At 63.6% G+C, this 15,065-nt stretch carries 12 protein-coding genes; 9 read left to right on the top strand and 3 right to left on the bottom strand.

The window, feature by feature from the left end; all coding sequences use genetic code 11:
* Positions 1-25: 25 nt before the first annotated feature.
* From zipA to ACVOKO_RS12705, 9 genes are all read left to right on the top strand, one after another.
* Positions 26-760 carry a cell division protein ZipA gene (gene zipA, locus ACVOKO_RS12665; RefSeq protein ID WP_346499264.1) on the top strand — a complete coding sequence of 245 codons (735 nt, stop codon included), beginning with the start codon at positions 26-28 and terminating at the stop codon, positions 758-760.
* A gap of 186 nt (positions 761-946) precedes the next feature.
* Positions 947-3,424, top strand: a complete 2,478-nt coding sequence (ligA, locus tag ACVOKO_RS12670; RefSeq protein WP_346499265.1) for an NAD-dependent DNA ligase LigA — start codon at positions 947-949, stop codon at positions 3,422-3,424.
* Positions 3,421-3,897 carry a GNAT family N-acetyltransferase gene (locus ACVOKO_RS12675; protein ID WP_346499266.1) on the top strand — a complete coding sequence of 159 codons (477 nt, stop codon included), beginning with the start codon at positions 3,421-3,423 and terminating at the stop codon, positions 3,895-3,897. The genes ligA and ACVOKO_RS12675 overlap by 4 nt, the downstream gene beginning before the upstream one ends.
* On the top strand, positions 3,894-4,841 hold the full coding sequence (gene epmA / locus ACVOKO_RS12680) for an EF-P lysine aminoacylase EpmA (protein ID WP_346499267.1): 948 nt from the start codon (positions 3,894-3,896) through the stop codon (positions 4,839-4,841). The genes ACVOKO_RS12675 and epmA overlap by 4 nt, the downstream gene beginning before the upstream one ends.
* 123 nt (positions 4,842-4,964) lie before the next feature.
* Positions 4,965-5,648 (top strand): DUF3011 domain-containing protein, encoded by a 684-nt coding sequence (locus ACVOKO_RS12685; protein ID WP_346499269.1) that lies wholly within the window; start codon positions 4,965-4,967, stop codon positions 5,646-5,648.
* A 47-nt stretch (positions 5,649-5,695) separates the two neighbouring features.
* Positions 5,696-6,760, top strand: coding sequence for an S-methyl-5-thioribose-1-phosphate isomerase (mtnA, locus tag ACVOKO_RS12690; RefSeq protein ID WP_346499271.1), 1,065 nt, complete (start codon positions 5,696-5,698; stop codon positions 6,758-6,760).
* Between the two features lie 500 nt (positions 6,761-7,260).
* A complete protein-coding gene (gyrA, locus tag ACVOKO_RS12695) occupies positions 7,261-9,963 on the top strand; it encodes a DNA gyrase subunit A (RefSeq protein ID WP_346499272.1) in 2,703 nt (900 codons plus the stop codon).
* Positions 9,964-10,355: 392 nt separating this feature from the next.
* Complete coding sequence (locus tag ACVOKO_RS12700) at positions 10,356-11,975, top strand: acyl-CoA synthetase (protein ID WP_346499273.1); 1,620 nt, start codon at positions 10,356-10,358, stop codon at positions 11,973-11,975.
* 111 nt (positions 11,976-12,086) lie between these two features.
* Positions 12,087-12,479: an energy transducer TonB gene (locus ACVOKO_RS12705; RefSeq protein ID WP_346499274.1), complete on the top strand. Its 393-nt coding sequence runs from the start codon at positions 12,087-12,089 to the stop codon at positions 12,477-12,479.
* Between the two features lie 192 nt (positions 12,480-12,671).
* Here ACVOKO_RS12705 and ACVOKO_RS12710 read toward each other — a convergent pair whose 3' ends face one another.
* The 3 genes from ACVOKO_RS12710 to ACVOKO_RS12720 form a co-directional block, all read right to left on the bottom strand.
* Complete coding sequence (locus ACVOKO_RS12710; RefSeq protein WP_346499275.1) at positions 12,672-13,064, bottom strand: DUF3037 domain-containing protein; 393 nt, start codon at positions 13,062-13,064, stop codon at positions 12,672-12,674.
* Positions 13,042-13,818: a HipA family kinase gene (locus ACVOKO_RS12715; RefSeq protein ID WP_346499276.1), complete on the bottom strand. Its 777-nt coding sequence runs from the start codon at positions 13,816-13,818 to the stop codon at positions 13,042-13,044. Before ACVOKO_RS12715 ends, ACVOKO_RS12710 begins: the two co-directional genes overlap by 23 nt.
* A 247-nt stretch (positions 13,819-14,065) precedes the next feature.
* The gene (locus tag ACVOKO_RS12720; protein ID WP_346499277.1) at positions 14,066-15,037 is read right to left on the bottom strand and encodes a hypothetical protein; all 972 of its coding nucleotides are present in this window, start codon (positions 15,035-15,037) and stop codon (positions 14,066-14,068) included.
* Positions 15,038-15,065: the final 28 nt, after the last annotated feature.

Genomic DNA, 15,065 nt, shown 5'->3' on the forward strand with positions numbered 1-15,065 from the left:
ACGATTAACCCGGAGACTGCAACGCATGTCTGACACGGCACTGTTGCGTATCGGAATTCTGCTGGCCGGCGTCTTGCTGGTAGCAGCCATCTTCTTTTTCAGCCGGCCCAAGCGGCTGGCGCAAGGCAAGCGCAAGGAACCTGCCGACGCCGAGCGGTCGCGCCGTGAGCCGGTGCTGGGCAGCGGCGAGGGTGTTGCTGAAGTTGATGAGGGCACGGCGCAGGGCGAAGAGGGGACGCAACCTGAGCTGGGTCTGCCGGACGTCGACGCCGGCAATCTCAGCGAACTGGGCAAGCGGCCAAGCCAGGATTTCGACAAGATCGTCTCGCTGTATGTGGCCGCCCGTTCCGGGCAGGTGCTGCGTGGCGAGGACATCGTGGTGGCAGCGGAGAAGACCGGCCTGGTGTTCGGCTACATGAATGTGTTCCACCGGCTGGTGGAAGGGCATTCGGAGCGCGGCCCGATCTTCTCGATGGCCAGCATCATGAAGCCGGGCAGTTTTGATATGGCCAATATCCGCGACATGGAAACCCCGGCCATCGCCTTCTTCCTGACCCTGCCGGCGCCGATGACCGCGCTCGATGCCTGGGAAAAGATGCTGCCGACCGTGCAGCGCATGGGCGAACTGCTGGATGGCGTGGTGCTGGATGACAGCCGCAACGCCCTGGGTCGCCAGCGCATCGCACATATCCGCGACGATCTGCGTGCCTATGACCGCCAGCACCAAGCGCCGCCGCTGACCAAGTCGCCGCGCTGGTAGGGCTCTAAAAGCTACCCCTCCCCAACCCTCCCCTACGCTGCGCGCAAGGGAGGGGGCTGAGCTTTGCCCCCTCCCTTTGCCGTAGGCAAGGGGAGGGCCGGGGAGGGGTGCTGTTCGCAGCAAACATGGACGCGTTGGCAATGCCTCTTTTACCGCGCCAACACCGCGCGCAGGTAAAATCACCGCATGAACCAGAACACCGCCGTCACCCAGCGCATCAGCGAACTCCGCCGCCAGCTTGCCGCCGCCTCGCGCGCCTATCACGAGCACGACGAACAGATCATCCCGGACGCCGAGTACGACCGGTTGATGCGTGAGCTGGAAGCGTTGGAAGCGGCGCATCCGGAACTGGACAGCGCCGACTCGCCCAGTCATCAGGTTGGCGGCAAGCCGTCCTCGCGTTTTCCCGAAGTAGTGCATGCGGTGCCGATGCTGTCGCTGGGCAATGCCTTCAGCGATGCCGAGGTGCATGACTTCGTGCGTCGCATCGATGAGCGCCTGCGTCGCCGCGAACTGTTCTTCTCCGCCGAACCCAAGCTCGATGGCCTGGCCATCAATCTGCGCTATGAGCATGGCGTGTTCGTGCAGGGCGCAACCCGTGGCGATGGTGCCACCGGCGAAGACGTCAGTGCCAACCTGCGCCAGATCAAGGTCATCCCGCAGCAGCTGCAGGGCAAGGGCTGGCCGGACGTGCTGGAAGTGCGTGGCGAGGTTTACATGCCGCGCGCGGATTTCGAACGTTACAACGAGCAGGCACGCCTGCATGGCGGCAAGGTGCTGGCCAATCCGCGCAATGGCGCGGCCGGTTCTCTGCGCCAGCTCGATCCGAAGATCAGTGCGCAGCGGCCCCTGAGTTTCTATGCCTACGGCCTGGGTGAGGTCGCCGGTGGCGAGCTGCCCGAGACCCATTCGGCTACGCTTGCACAGCTGGCGCAATGGGGCTTTCCGGTCAGCGACCTGTGCAAGGTGGTACAGGGCGCTGAAGGTCTGCTGGCGTATTACCGCGATATCGGCGAACGCCGCGACAGCCTGGCCTACGACATCGACGGCGTGGTCTACAAACTCGACGACCGCGAAGGCCAGCAGGAAATGGGCTTCGTCGCGCGCGCCCCGCGCTGGGCGATCGCGCATAAATTCCCGGCGCAGGAGCAAACCACCACGGTCGAAGCCATCGAGATCCAGATCGGCCGCACCGGCGCGGCCACCCCGGTTGCTCGGCTGAAGCCGGTGCATGTGGCCGGCGTGGTGGTCACCAATGCCACCTTGCACAACGCCGATCAGATCGCGCGCCTGGACGTACGCGTGGGCGATGCGGTGATCGTGCGCCGTGCCGGCGATGTGATCCCGGAAGTGGTCAGCGTCATCGTTGAGCGTCGCCCTGAAGGGACGACGCCGTGGCAGATGCCGCGCACCTGCCCGGTGTGTGGTTCGGAGATCGTGCGCGAGGAAGGCGAGGCGGCCTGGCGCTGCTCCGGCGAACTGAGCTGCCCGGCGCAGCGCAAGGAAGCCATTGCCCACTTCGCTTCGCGCAAGGCGATGGATATCGACGGGCTGGGCGACAAGTACATCGAAGTGCTGGTGGATGCGGGCATCGTGCGCGGCGTCGCCGATCTGTATGCACTCAACCGCGATCAATTGCTGGTGTTGAAGCTTGCTTTGGATTCCGATTCGCCGGAAGGCTTGGCCTCGCAGCTCGGCCTGCATCTGCAACCGGAAGGCAGTGGCGACACGCTGAACCGCATCCTCAAGCTGGATGCGGATGACGCGGCGTGGCGGGCACAGGCCTTGTCGGTGCCGGCAAGTTTCCAGTGGAACACCAGGAAAATCGCCACCAAGTGGGCCGACAACCTGATCGCGGCGATTGCTGCCAGCCGCAACACCACGCTGGAGCGGCTACTGTTCGCGCTGGGCATCGAGCATGTGGGCGAAAGCACCGCCAAGGCATTGTCGTCCTGGTTTGGTGACCTCGACTTGATCCGCCATCTGCCCTGGCCGCTGTTCAAGCGCGTGCCGGACATCGGCGGCGAAGTGGCTCGTTCGATAGGCCACTTCATGGCCCAGCCGGGCAATCAGCAGGCCATCGACGCACTGCTCGCTCGCGGTGTGCAGATCAGCGATACGCATGCGCCCAATGCCAAGCTGCGCACGGATCTGAATCTGGCAACGCTGCTGGCCGATCTGGAAATCCCCAAGGTCACGCCGGTGCGCGCGCGTCAGCTGGCTGAAGCGTTCCGCTCTACCGCAGCGATCCTGGACGAGGAAGCGCACAACTTCATGACCGCCGGCCTGCCGGCAGAAACGGCCAATGCTCTGGTGGCATGGTTGAACGTCGATGCCAACGCGCAGTTGTTCAGCGAAGCCGGTGCTGCACTGGAGCGCCTGCTTGAGATCACGCCGTTGCAGCAGCAACAGGCCACCGGTGTGCTTGATGGCAAGACCGTGGTGTTGACCGGCACCCTGGCGCAGATGAGCCGCGACGAGGCCAAGGCCAGGCTGGAGGCATTGGGCGCCAAGGTTTCAGGCAGCGTGTCGAAGAAGACCAGTTTCGTGGTGGCCGGCACTGAAGCCGGTTCCAAGTTGGACAAGGCAAACGAGCTCGGTGTGGAGGTCTGGGACGAAGCGCGTCTGCTTGCCTTCCTCGCCGACAATGGAGAACAGGAATGAGTGAAATACAGGTGCGCGTTGCGCAATCGGCAGACTTCCCTCAGTTGATCGCGATGGTGCGCGATTTCTACGTGGAAGATCAGATCCCCTACATCGCCGAACGGGTTGAGCCGGGGCTGCATACCTTGCTGGATGAGCCGAGTTGCGGCGCCGCGTTGTTGCTGCTGGCCGATGAGCAGGTTGTGGGCTACATCACCTTGGGCTGGTGCTTCAGCGTCGAGCAGGGTGGTCGGTTTGTGTTGTTGGATGAGTTGTATCTGGGGCCGGCTGCGCGCGGTCGCGGTTGGGGCCGGCAGGCCTTGGCGCTGGCCCGCGACTGGGCAGCGGGGCAGGGCGCGGCGGTGATCCGTCTGGAAGTGAATCACCATAATGCCAAAGCCAAGGCCCTGTACCTGGGAGCGGGCTATCGCGACGATGAGCGCGACATCCTGACCCTGTCATTGAACGGGACCGCCGGGCGCCTGCACTCGTGATCGCAGCCCTGCGTCAGCGCGCACGTTTGAATGCCCTGATCCGGCAGTTTTTCGCCGAGCGCGATGTATTGGAAGTTGAAACGCCGATCATGTCGGCGGCCGGCAATACCGAGCCGAACATTGAAGGCTTCCATACCCGCTTCAGCGGTCATGTCGATGCCGGCCCGGCACAACGCTGGCTGCGCACCTCGCCGGAATATCCGCTCAAGCGCCTGTTGGCGGCCGGCGTAGGCGATTGCTACGAACTTGGCCGGGTGTTCCGCAACGGTGAGGCCGGCGGCCGCCACAATCCAGAATTCACGATGCTGGAGTGGTACCGGGTGGGTTGGGATCATCATCGTTTGATCGACGAGACCATTGCCCTGGTGCAGGCGGCGCTGGCGCTGGTTGAGCGCCCCCCGGCAGCGGTACGCATCGTCAGCTATCGCGATCTGTTCATCGAGGCGGTGGCGCTGGATCCGTTCGAGGCCGATGAGGCGGAGTTGCGTGCGGGGCTGGGTGAGGTGGAAATTGCGGCGGACGGTTTGACCCGCGATGACTGGTTGGATCTGCTGATGACCCACCGCATCCAAGCCCAGTTCGATGCGGGCACCATCACCGTGATCCACGACTGGCCGGCCAGCCAGGCGGCGCTGGCAAAAATTCGTCCCGGCACGCCGCCGGTGGCTGAACGCTTTGAGCTTTACCTCGGCGCGGTTGAGCTGGCCAATGGCTATCATGAGCTGAACGACGCACAGGAGCAGCGGCAACGCTTCGAGCGCGATCTGGCTGTGCGCGCCGCGCGCGGGGCTGAACAGCCGCCGTTGGATGAGGCCTTGCTGGCGGCCCTGCCATCGCTGCCTGCCTGTGCCGGCGTCGCGGTAGGCGTGGACCGCCTGCTGATGGCGCTGGCGGGTACCACGCGCATCGCCGACGTATTGGCATTTGATTTCGCCAACGCTTGAGCCGGGCCCATCTTTGCTCATGGACCTGTAGGATCGGCTTGACGATGATGATGCGTTGCTAACAGCGGATCAGGCAGTGTGTTCACTACCGGAAGCCATCATGACCCAAGTGGGGTGTGTCTGATGAAGCGGGTTTGCGGCTTGCTGCTGTTGCTGGCGCCGGCGTTGCTGTCGGCCCAGGAGTCTGCGAACAAAGCGGCGGACAGGCAGGTTGTGCGTTGCGAATCGGAAGACCAGCAGCGGGCGTTTTGTCCCATCGATACCAGCGGCGGAGTTCAGCTGGTCAGGCAACTTTCCAAGCGCGACTGCATTCGTGAGACCAGTTGGGGCACGGAAGAGGGCGCGGTGTGGGTGAGCCAGGGCTGCCGGGCCGAGTTCGCCCGTCCGCGGCCGGTTACCCGTACCACCCGGCGGGTGGTGCGCTGTGAGTCCAGGGGGCGGATGGAGGTCTGCCCGGTTGTGCTGCGTGGCGCGCCGGTGCGGCTGTTGCGGCAGCAGTCGGTGCTGCCGTGCAGGGAAGGACGCAGCTGGGGCTATAGCAACAGGGAAATCTGGGTCAGCCGGGGCTGCCAGGGGCAGTTCGAAGTCGGTGCCGAGGATGGCTCGGGCTTTGTCGACATACCGCGCAAGGTGATCTGCGAGTCCAAGGGCGAGCTGCGCCGCGAATGTGGTGTCAGCGTCACGCGTCGGGTCACCCTGGTCGAACAGTTGTCCAGCGCCGCTTGCCGCGAGGGCGACAGCTGGGGCTGGGACCGCAATGGCATCTGGGTGGACAAGGGCTGCCGCGGCGAATTTTCCGCCGATTGATACGGGTGGCTTGATCCGCGCTTTGCGCTGCCGATTACAATGGGCGCATGAACGATACCCCTGCCATTGACTACGCCCGTTACGACCATATCCGTCCGATCCGCTGGACCGGCGATGCCTTGGAGCTGCTGGATCAGCGCAAGCTGCCGTTTATCGTCGAGCACGTGCTGTGCCACGACAGCGACGCGGTCGCAGAAGCCATCCATGCCTTGACCGTGCGCGGTGCGCCGGCCATCGGTATCGCGGCCGCGTGGGGCGTGGTGCTGGCTGCGCGCGAGCTGCAGGCCGCCGACGGTGCTGCCGCATTGCAGCTGCTGGCGCCGGCGCTGGAGCGGCTCAACGCCTCGCGTCCTACCGCGGTCAACCTGGCTTGGGCGCTGGCGCGCATGCGCCGTGCCTTGGCGGTGGCCGGTGCGGACTGGAAGCAGGTGGCAGGGCTGGAAGCGCAGGCAATCTCCGATGAGGACCTGGCTGCCAATCGCCATATGGGTGCCTTGGGTGCGGCCTTGATCGCGCCGGGCAGTGGCGTAATGACCCATTGCAATACCGGCTCGTTGGCCACCGCAGGCTTCGGCACCGCTTTGGGCGTGATACGCGCTGGCGTCGCGCAGGAACGGATCGGCCGCGTGTTTGCCGGCGAGACCCGGCCCTGGTTGCAGGGCGCCCGCCTTACCGTTTGGGAGCTGCAGCAGGACGGCATCGACGCGACCTTGATCGCCGATTCTGCAGCCGCACACCTGATGAAGACCGGCGCGGTGCAGTGGGTGATCGTCGGTGCTGATCGCATTTGCGCCAATGGTGATACCGCCAACAAGATTGGCACCTACCAGCTGGCTATCGCCGCCCGCCATCATGGCGTCAAGTTCATGGTGGTGGCGCCGTCCTCGACCGTGGATATGGGCACGGCGCATGGCGACGAGATCGAGATCGAGCAGCGTGACCCGGGCGAACTGTTCGGCGTTGGCGGCGCGCGCACCGTCGCCGAGGGCATTGCCGCCTGGAACCCGGTGTTCGACGTGACCCCGGGCGAGCTGATCGACGCCATCGTCACCGAGCGCGGCGTGATCCTGAAGCCGGACCTGGCAACCATGGCCGCCGCCTTCGCGGACTGAGGTAATGCCGAGCCATCCTCGGCAGCGGCTTACCCGCCAAATCAGCCAGCGCAGCAGGTAGTGCCGAGCCATGCTCGGCAAGGGCTTCCCAGCCCCGCATCGACCCGCCGCGGCTGCGTGTAGGAGCGGCGTAAGCCGCGAAGCTGGTGGTGCTTGAAACCTGTGTTGCCGGGATCTGATGGCCAGGTGGCTTCGCGGCTGACGCCGCTCCCACAAGCCGCATTGGCCAGACCCAGCGCAGCATGGCTCTGCTCTACAGGTGCAGCGTAGTGCCGAACCATGCTCGGCAGAGGCCTTCCCGGGAATGCCCCAGCCGAGCACGGCCCGGCTCTACCTGTCGGCCAACCCTAAGTTCCTGATTTCTTCCGGTAAAACGCCCTTAATTGGCGGCGAAAAACCGCCCTTTGTGATAAACTCCGCAGGTTGATCCGAGTTTCCGGCAAGGTGGCCCGTCAAGGTGCTGTCGTCGGACAGGATCGCTACCTGACAACGGAACCCGAATGGCAGAAAACGCCAAGGAAATCATCCAGGTCAACCTGGAAGACGAGATGCGCAAGAGCTATCTCGATTACGCCATGAGCGTGATCGTTGGCCGCGCACTCCCCGATGCTCGCGATGGCCTCAAGCCAGTACATCGCCGCGTCCTGTTTGCGATGAATGAGCTGGGCGCTCACAGCAACAAGGCGTACTTCAAGTCGGCGCGTATCGTCGGTGACGTGATCGGTAAATACCACCCGCACGGCGATCAGTCGGTCTACGACGCGCTGGTGCGTTTGGCGCAGCCATTCTCGCTGCGCTACATGCTGGTGGACGGCCAAGGTAACTTCGGTTCGGTCGACGGCGACTCGGCAGCAGCAATGCGTTACACCGAGGCACGCATGTCGCGCCTCACGCATGAACTGATGGCCGATATCGACAAGGAAACTGTCGATTTCCAGCCCAACTACGACGAAAAGGAACTGGAGCCGACGGTCATGCCGACCCGGTTCCCGAACCTGCTGGTCAATGGTTCGGCCGGTATCGCGGTGGGCATGGCGACCAATATTCCGCCGCACAATCTCACTGAATCCATCAATGCCTGCATCGCGCTGATCGACGATCCGTCGATCGACGTCGACGGCTTGATGGAGTACATCCCGGGCCCGGATTTCCCCACCGCCGGCATCATCAATGGCACCGCCGGCATCATCGCCGGCTACCGCACCGGTCGTGGCCGTGTGCGCATCCGTGCCAAGGCTGATATCGAAGTGGCTGACAATGGTCGTGAATCGATCATCGTCACCGAGATTCCGTACCAGGTGAACAAGGCGCGGTTGATCGAAAAGATCGCCGAGCTGGTCAAGGAAAAGAAGCTCGAAGGCATCAGCGAGCTGCGCGATGAGTCCGACAAGGACGGCATGCGCATCTACATCGAAATCAAGCGTGGCGAGTCGGCCGAGGTTGTGCTCAACAACCTGTACCAGCAGACCCAGATGGAGTCGGTGTTCGGCATCAACATGGTGGCGCTGGTCGATGGCCGGCCGAAGCTGTTGAACCTCAAGGAAATGCTGGAGGCGTTCATCCGCCACCGCCGTGAGGTTGTCACCCGTCGCACCATCTTTGAACTGCGCAAGGCGCGTGCGCGTGCGCACGTGTTGGAAGGCCTGACGGTTGCCTTGGCCAACATCGATGAAATGATCGAGTTGATCAAGACCTCGGCCAACCCGGCTGAAGCCAAGGAGCGCATGCTCTCCAAGGTATGGGAGCCGGGTCTGGTGGGTGCGCTGCTGGGTGCCGCCGGTGCCGAGGCGTCGCGCCCGGAAGACCTGCCCAAGGCTATTGGCCTGGTCGACGGCCATTACCAGCTCAGCGAAGTGCAGGCCACGCAGATTCTGGAAATGCGCCTGCACCGCCTGACCGGGCTGGAGCAGGACAGGCTGACCGAAGAGTACAAGCAGCTGCTGGAAGTCATCGCAGGCCTGATCCGCATTCTGGAAAACCCGGATGTGCTGCTGCAGGTCATTCGCGAGGAACTGGAAAGCGTGCGTGCCGAGTTCGGCGATGCACGTCGTACTGAAATCCGCCACAGCGAAGAAGATCTGGACATCCTCGACCTGATCGCGCCGGAAGACGTGGTGGTGACGCTGTCGCGCGCCGGTTACGTCAAGCGCCAGCCGGTCAGTGCCTACCGCGCACAGCGTCGTGGTGGCCGTGGCCGCAGTGCCGCTGCGACCAAGGACGAGGATTTCATCGAGCAGTTGTGGCTGGTCAATACGCATGACACGTTGTTGACCTTCACCAGCTCGGGCAAGGTGTTCTGGCTGCCGGTGCATCAGCTGCCGGAAGCCGGGTCCAATGCCCGCGGCCGGCCGATCATCAACTGGATCGCGCTGGAAAACGGCGAGCGTGTGCAGGCCGTGCTGCCGGTGCGCGAATACGACGAAAACCACTTCGTGTTCTTCGCCACCCGCAACGGCACGGTCAAGAAGACCCCGCTCAGCGAGTTCGCGTTCCGTCTGGCACGCGGCAAGATCGCCATCAACCTGGATGACGGCGACGCGCTGGTCGGCGTTGGCCTGACCGATGGTGAGCGTGACATCGTGCTGTTCGCCTCCAACGGCAAGACCGTGCGTTTCGGTGAAGACAAGGTCCGCTCGATGGGCCGTACTGCTACCGGTGTGCGCGGCATCAAGATGCCCAAGGGTGAGCAGGTTGTCAGCCTGATCGTTGCCGAAAGTGCCGGTGGCGTCGAAGACGAGAACGAAGACGAGAACACTGTTGTTGAGGAAGTGGCAGCGGACAGCGGCGAGATCATCGATGTTGCCGACGATGCTGGCGTGCAGTACATCCTCACCGCGACCGAGAACGGCTACGGCAAGCGCACACCGCTGGCGGACTATCCGCGCAAGGGGCGTGGCACGCAGGGCGTGATCGGCATCCAGACCAGCGAACGCAACGGCAAGCTGGTCAGCGCGGTATTGCTGGGTACTGGCGATGAGGTGTTGTTGATCTCCGACGGCGGCACCCTGGTGCGCACGCGCGGTTCGGAAATCTCCCGCGTCGGCCGCAACACCCAGGGCGTTACCCTGATCCGTCTGTCCAAGGGCGAGAAGCTGCAGGCGGTTGAACGCCTGGATGCATCGCTTGAGGCGGAGGATGAGGTACTGGAGGGCGATGGCGCCGCTGCTGTGGAAGTGCAGACCCCGGCAGTTCCGGAGGCCTGATTTCCTCAGGGTTTCAGTTATGGAAAAGCGCCGGCATGCCGGCGCTTTTTTTGTCTGGGGTTTTGAGTTCATGCGCTGAAAGCCTGCCCTCACCCCAACCCCTCTCCCGCACGCGGGAGAGGGGCTAGTGCACCGCGAGACGAAGCGATCCGAACCCATCTCCCGCTTCCGGGAGAGGGGCTAGTTACACCGCCCGACGAAGCGGACTGAGCCCCTCTCCCGCGTGCAGGAGAGGGGTTGGGGTGAGGGGAAGCTCCTGACTAGCGATCCCAAACAAGCGAACCCAAGCAACCCAATCCAAATAAAGCCCCTGCGACTAATGTCGCAGCGACATTCCCTCCCGGCTGACCGACTCTCTACCGGTAACATCCTTGGAGAGGGAGAGGCCCCAGATGTACCAGGATCTTGGTCGCAACCAGGCCAACTACACCGCATTGTCGCCACTGAGTTTTCTGCGCAAAGCAGCCACCGTGCATCCGCAACGGCTGGCTGTCATCCACGGTGAACGCCGTCTGGATTGGGCGCAGGTTTACCAGCGTTGCCGCCGGTTGGCATCGGCGTTAAAGCGCATGGGCATTGGCAAGGGCGATACCGTTGCGGCGCTGCTGCCAAATACCCCGGCGATGATCGAGCTGCACTACGGCCCGGCGATGCTTGGCGCGGTGTTGAATACGCTCAACACGCGGTTGGATGCACAGACCCTGGCTTTCATGCTCGATCACGGCGAAGCCAGAATCGTATTCAGTGACCGGGAATTCGCGCCTTTGATGGAGCGGGCGCTGGCGCTGTGCGCGCACCCGCCACAGGTCATCGATGTCGATGATGTGGAGATCGAGGAAGGCGCGTTTCTCGGCCAGATCGAGTACGAGGCCTTGCTTGCATCCGGCGACCCGGAGTTCGCATTCGAATTGCCGGCCGACGAATGGGATGCGATCACCCTGAACTACACCTCGGGCACCACCGGTGATCCGAAGGGCGTGGTTTATCACCATCGCGGCGCCTACTTGAATGCGGTGGCCAACATCATCGACTGGGGCATGCCACAACACCCCGTGTATCTGTGGACGCTGCCGATGTTTCACTGCAACGGCTGGTGTTTCCCGTGGACGATGGCGGCAGTAGCCGGCACCCAAGTCTGCCTGCGCCGCTTCGATCGCAAGCAGGTGCTGGAGTTGATGCGTGAGCACGCGGTCAGCCATTACTGTGGTGCGCCGGTGATTCATGCGGCACTTGCTGCCGCGCCAGAGGACAGCAAGCAGGGCTTGGTCGGCGTCAAGGGCCAGGTCGCCGGTGCCGCGCCACCGGCCGCGGTGCTCGAAGAAATGGAGCGTATGGGCGTGGAAATCACCCACGTCTATGGGCTGACCGAAGTGTATGGCCCGGCCTCGATCTGCCAGCCGCAGCCCGATTGGGCGCAGCTGCCTATTGCCGAGCGCGCCGAACTCAACAGCCGCCAAGGCGTGGCCTGTCTGCTGCAGGAGGACATGCAGGTGCTGGATCCCGAGACTCTGCAACCGGTGCCTTGGGACGGCGAGAGCGTTGGCGAGATCATGTTCCGCGGCAACATCACCATGCAGGGTTACCTGAAGAATCCGCGTGCCACGGCCGAGGCATTTGCGGGTGGCTGGTTCCATACCGGTGATCTGGCGGTGGTCTATGCCAATGGTGCGGTCAAGATCCGTGATCGCTCCAAGGATGTGATCATTTCCGGCGGCGAAAACATCTCCTCGCTTGAGCTGGAAGATGTGCTGTGCCGCCATCCCGCCGTGCTGGCGGCGGCGGTAGTGGCCAAGCCGGATCCGAAGTGGGGCGAAACGCCTTGTGCCTTCATCGAGTTGAAGGAAACCCTGGAACTGGCCAGCGAAGATGCGCTCGCCCATTGCCGCCAGCATCTGGCGGGCTTCAAGGTACCGCGGCGCTTCGTATTCGGCCCCTTGCCGCGCACGGCCACCGGCAAGGTGCAGAAGTTCACCTTGCGTGATGCGGCGAAGGAGCTGGCCGATCTGGACTGATACTGCAGCCACTCTGGCTGTCCACGAAAGCTGCTGCCTGCATATGGCGGTGCAACTTGCAGCAGCCTGCGCCCGCTACTAGAGTGCAACAACCTTAGGCTCATTCAGGGAATGATCATGCTCTCAAAGATGACGGGTTTGATGCTGCTTGTTGTCGCGGTTACTGTCAGTCCGTCGGTCATTGCAGGGAATGCTGAGCCGTTGCAGCTCGCTCCCTCCGAAGCCCTGAAGCTCTGGACTCCCGGTGGAGGGGAGTTCCATCCCCGGATGCCGGCAAACCATGGCAAGGTAGCGTTTGCGGAGGAAGTTACCGTTGCCTACACGGTAACCAAACGTGGTCGAACCAAGGATGTCGAGGTGATAGAGGCGAAACCGACTGGAGCCAGCTCCGAATGGGCACTCAATGCAGTGAAGGCCATGCGTTTTGATCCCACCGAGAGCAACTCAGCGCGGCAACCGGTTCGCAGTCAGTTGTCAACGCATTGGGACAGTCCGGCACGTTAGATCTCGCACCGAAAGGATGAACAAAGCCGAGAGTTGCCCGGCTTTATTCTGTCGTGTGCATCCCTGTAGTGCCGAGCCATGCTCGGCAAGGGCATTGCCAGTCAAGCCTCTGCCGAGCATGGCTCGGCACTGCCGGTAAGGCCGCAGCGGAGCATGGCTCCGCTCTACGGACGTCTATTGGCTGGCGACGGCTCAGCGCGGCGTGCGCACCATGCGCTCGAGCAGGTGCTCGACCAGGCCGGCCGGGTTGCTGGTGCGGCCTACGTGGGTGACCGAGGTCTGCACCACCGAGCTGCGCTTGGCGGTGAGGAAGTGGAAGCGTGCGCGTGGTGGCAGCTGTGCGATGGGGCCTGCGCCGGGCTCTCCCTGGCAGATCGCGACGATGGCATCCAGCCATGGCTGCACGGCGGCCTGGTCCAGTTGCGGTGCAAACGCCTGCAGGCGTGCGGCATCGATTTCGATGGCAGCCTGCAGGTAAGCGGCGCTGGGGCAGGAGACGATCACGCCAACGTTGATGAATTCCTCGCGCTCCACCCGCGGTACAACGCGGATGACAGCGTAGTCATAGGTATGCAGCGTGGGCACGGACCGCCTCCTGTACGAAGGAATCGCGCAACTGCAGGCGGCGCTTCAGATAGCTGGCATACGCCGAACGATAGGCATCGACATCGCTGAAGCTGGGCTCGCTCTGCAGCCAGCTTTCAGGGATCTGCGCGACGATACCGTCGATGACCGCATCGGTCAGCAAGGGGGCCAGGGCTGCGTCAGCCTCGGCGATGCGGCTGGCGAATGGCAGCAGCACGTGATCACGGATCAGCACAAAGGGTTTGCCACAGGCTTCGCCGGCGCTCTCCCAATCGTGGTGGAAATACAGCGCGGCGCCGTGGTCGATCAGGTAGAGCTTGCGGTGCCAGACCATCAGGTTCGGGTTGCGCGCGGTGCGGTCCACATTGCTGGTGTAGGCATCAAACCAGGCGATGCGCGAGGCCAGCTCGGCATCGGGCTGCATCGCGGCCGGGTCGTAATTGAGCGCGCCTGGCAGGTAGTCACTGCCAAGGTTGATGCCTTCGCTGGCGCGGATCAGATCCTGGATCTCGGGATCCGGTTCGGTGCGGGCGAACTCACGGTCCAGTTCGACTAGTGCGATGTCCGGCATTGGCAACCCAAGCACCTGAGCAAGCCGGCCGACCACCAGCTCGGCGATCAAGGCCTTGGGGCCTTGGCCTGCGCCACGGAACTTGATGACATACATGCCATCGTCATCGGCCTCGATCACTGCTGGCAGTGAACCACCTTCTCGCAGCGGGGTGATATAGCGGGTGGCGTGGACCGTTTTCAAGTGTATTGAACCGGTTTGGGCTGGGCGGCCAGCCTAACCCAAAGCCGAGCCCGGGGCGTGGGCCGGCTGGCAGTTGAGAACGCAGTCGGCGCGGTACAACGGCCCGCCGGTCGGATGACAGGCGGCCGGCGTTGTTCAAGCCGTTGCCGGCGGCGGATTTTCTCCGTGTGCACTCAGGCTGCGCCGGACATGCAGGCCACTACCGAGGCTCCAGTCGAAAGTGGTGCAATAGCAAGGGTGGCTGGGTTCAATCCCTGGCGGGTGGATTTTCACTGCGCAGCAGGTTGCGGGCGCTGTCCCACCAACCGGCGAGCATGCCCTTGCCCTCTTCGGTCATCTGCCCAAGCTTGCCGTTCTGCTGGTCGACGAAACCGATAAGACTGCGCATGCTCTGCGGGCCATGCAGGCGTGCTTCGCGCCACACGATCATCGCGAACACGCGGGCAGCCCAAAGGGAAGAGTCGACGCTGCCGGTCTCGGCTTCGATCTCGCCGATCACCTGCTGCAGATAGTCGCGCACCTCGGCCGGGACGTGCGGATCATTGGACAGCCGCTTCAGTGCCACCAGGCCCTGCCGCAGATCGCCCTGCTGGATTGCCAGTCCGGCGTTGCTTAGCTCGATCAGCCACGGCAGTTCCAAAATCAGCGCGATGGCTTCCACGTGTACCTGGGCGCGCGCCGCGTCCTTGTCCGCCAGCGCGGCGTAGCCGAGCACGGCATGGATGACGAGGGCTTGCACCAGCGCCTGCTCGGCATTGACGGCACTGCTGCGCGGGCCGCCGTAGGTTGCCAGTTCACTTTGTCCGCGCGCCAGTTGCGGCCACTCAAGGCGCTGGAATGCTACCGAGCGCAGTGCCGCACTGACCTGATCCAGGTCGCGGCAGGCCGGCAGGGCATCAACGATGTCGGCCTCGGCGATGGCCAGGGTGCCGCGGTTCGCGGTCAGTGCGCTGTAGCCGAGCAGGACGTGCGCCAGGCATTCGTTGCCCTGCGTGAGTGGCGGTACCGGCTTCCCATTGGTCAATTGGCTGCTCAGCGCCCAGGTAGCATAGGCGGCGGGCAATCCCTTGTGCGAGACCTGCCGGTAGCGCTTGTAGGTGAAGCTGTCGCGCAGAGCGTCCAGCTGTTGTTGTTCGGTTTTCTCGCCGCAGGCCGTCAACAACAGGCAGGCGACGATGCAGCTCAGCAGCCGATGGCGGCGAGGGCGGGGCGTTGGCATTCCGTTGCAGCTCCGGTAGTTCGTGCGC

The sequence above is a fragment of the Stenotrophomonas sp. STEN240 genome, from assembly GCF_056756175.1.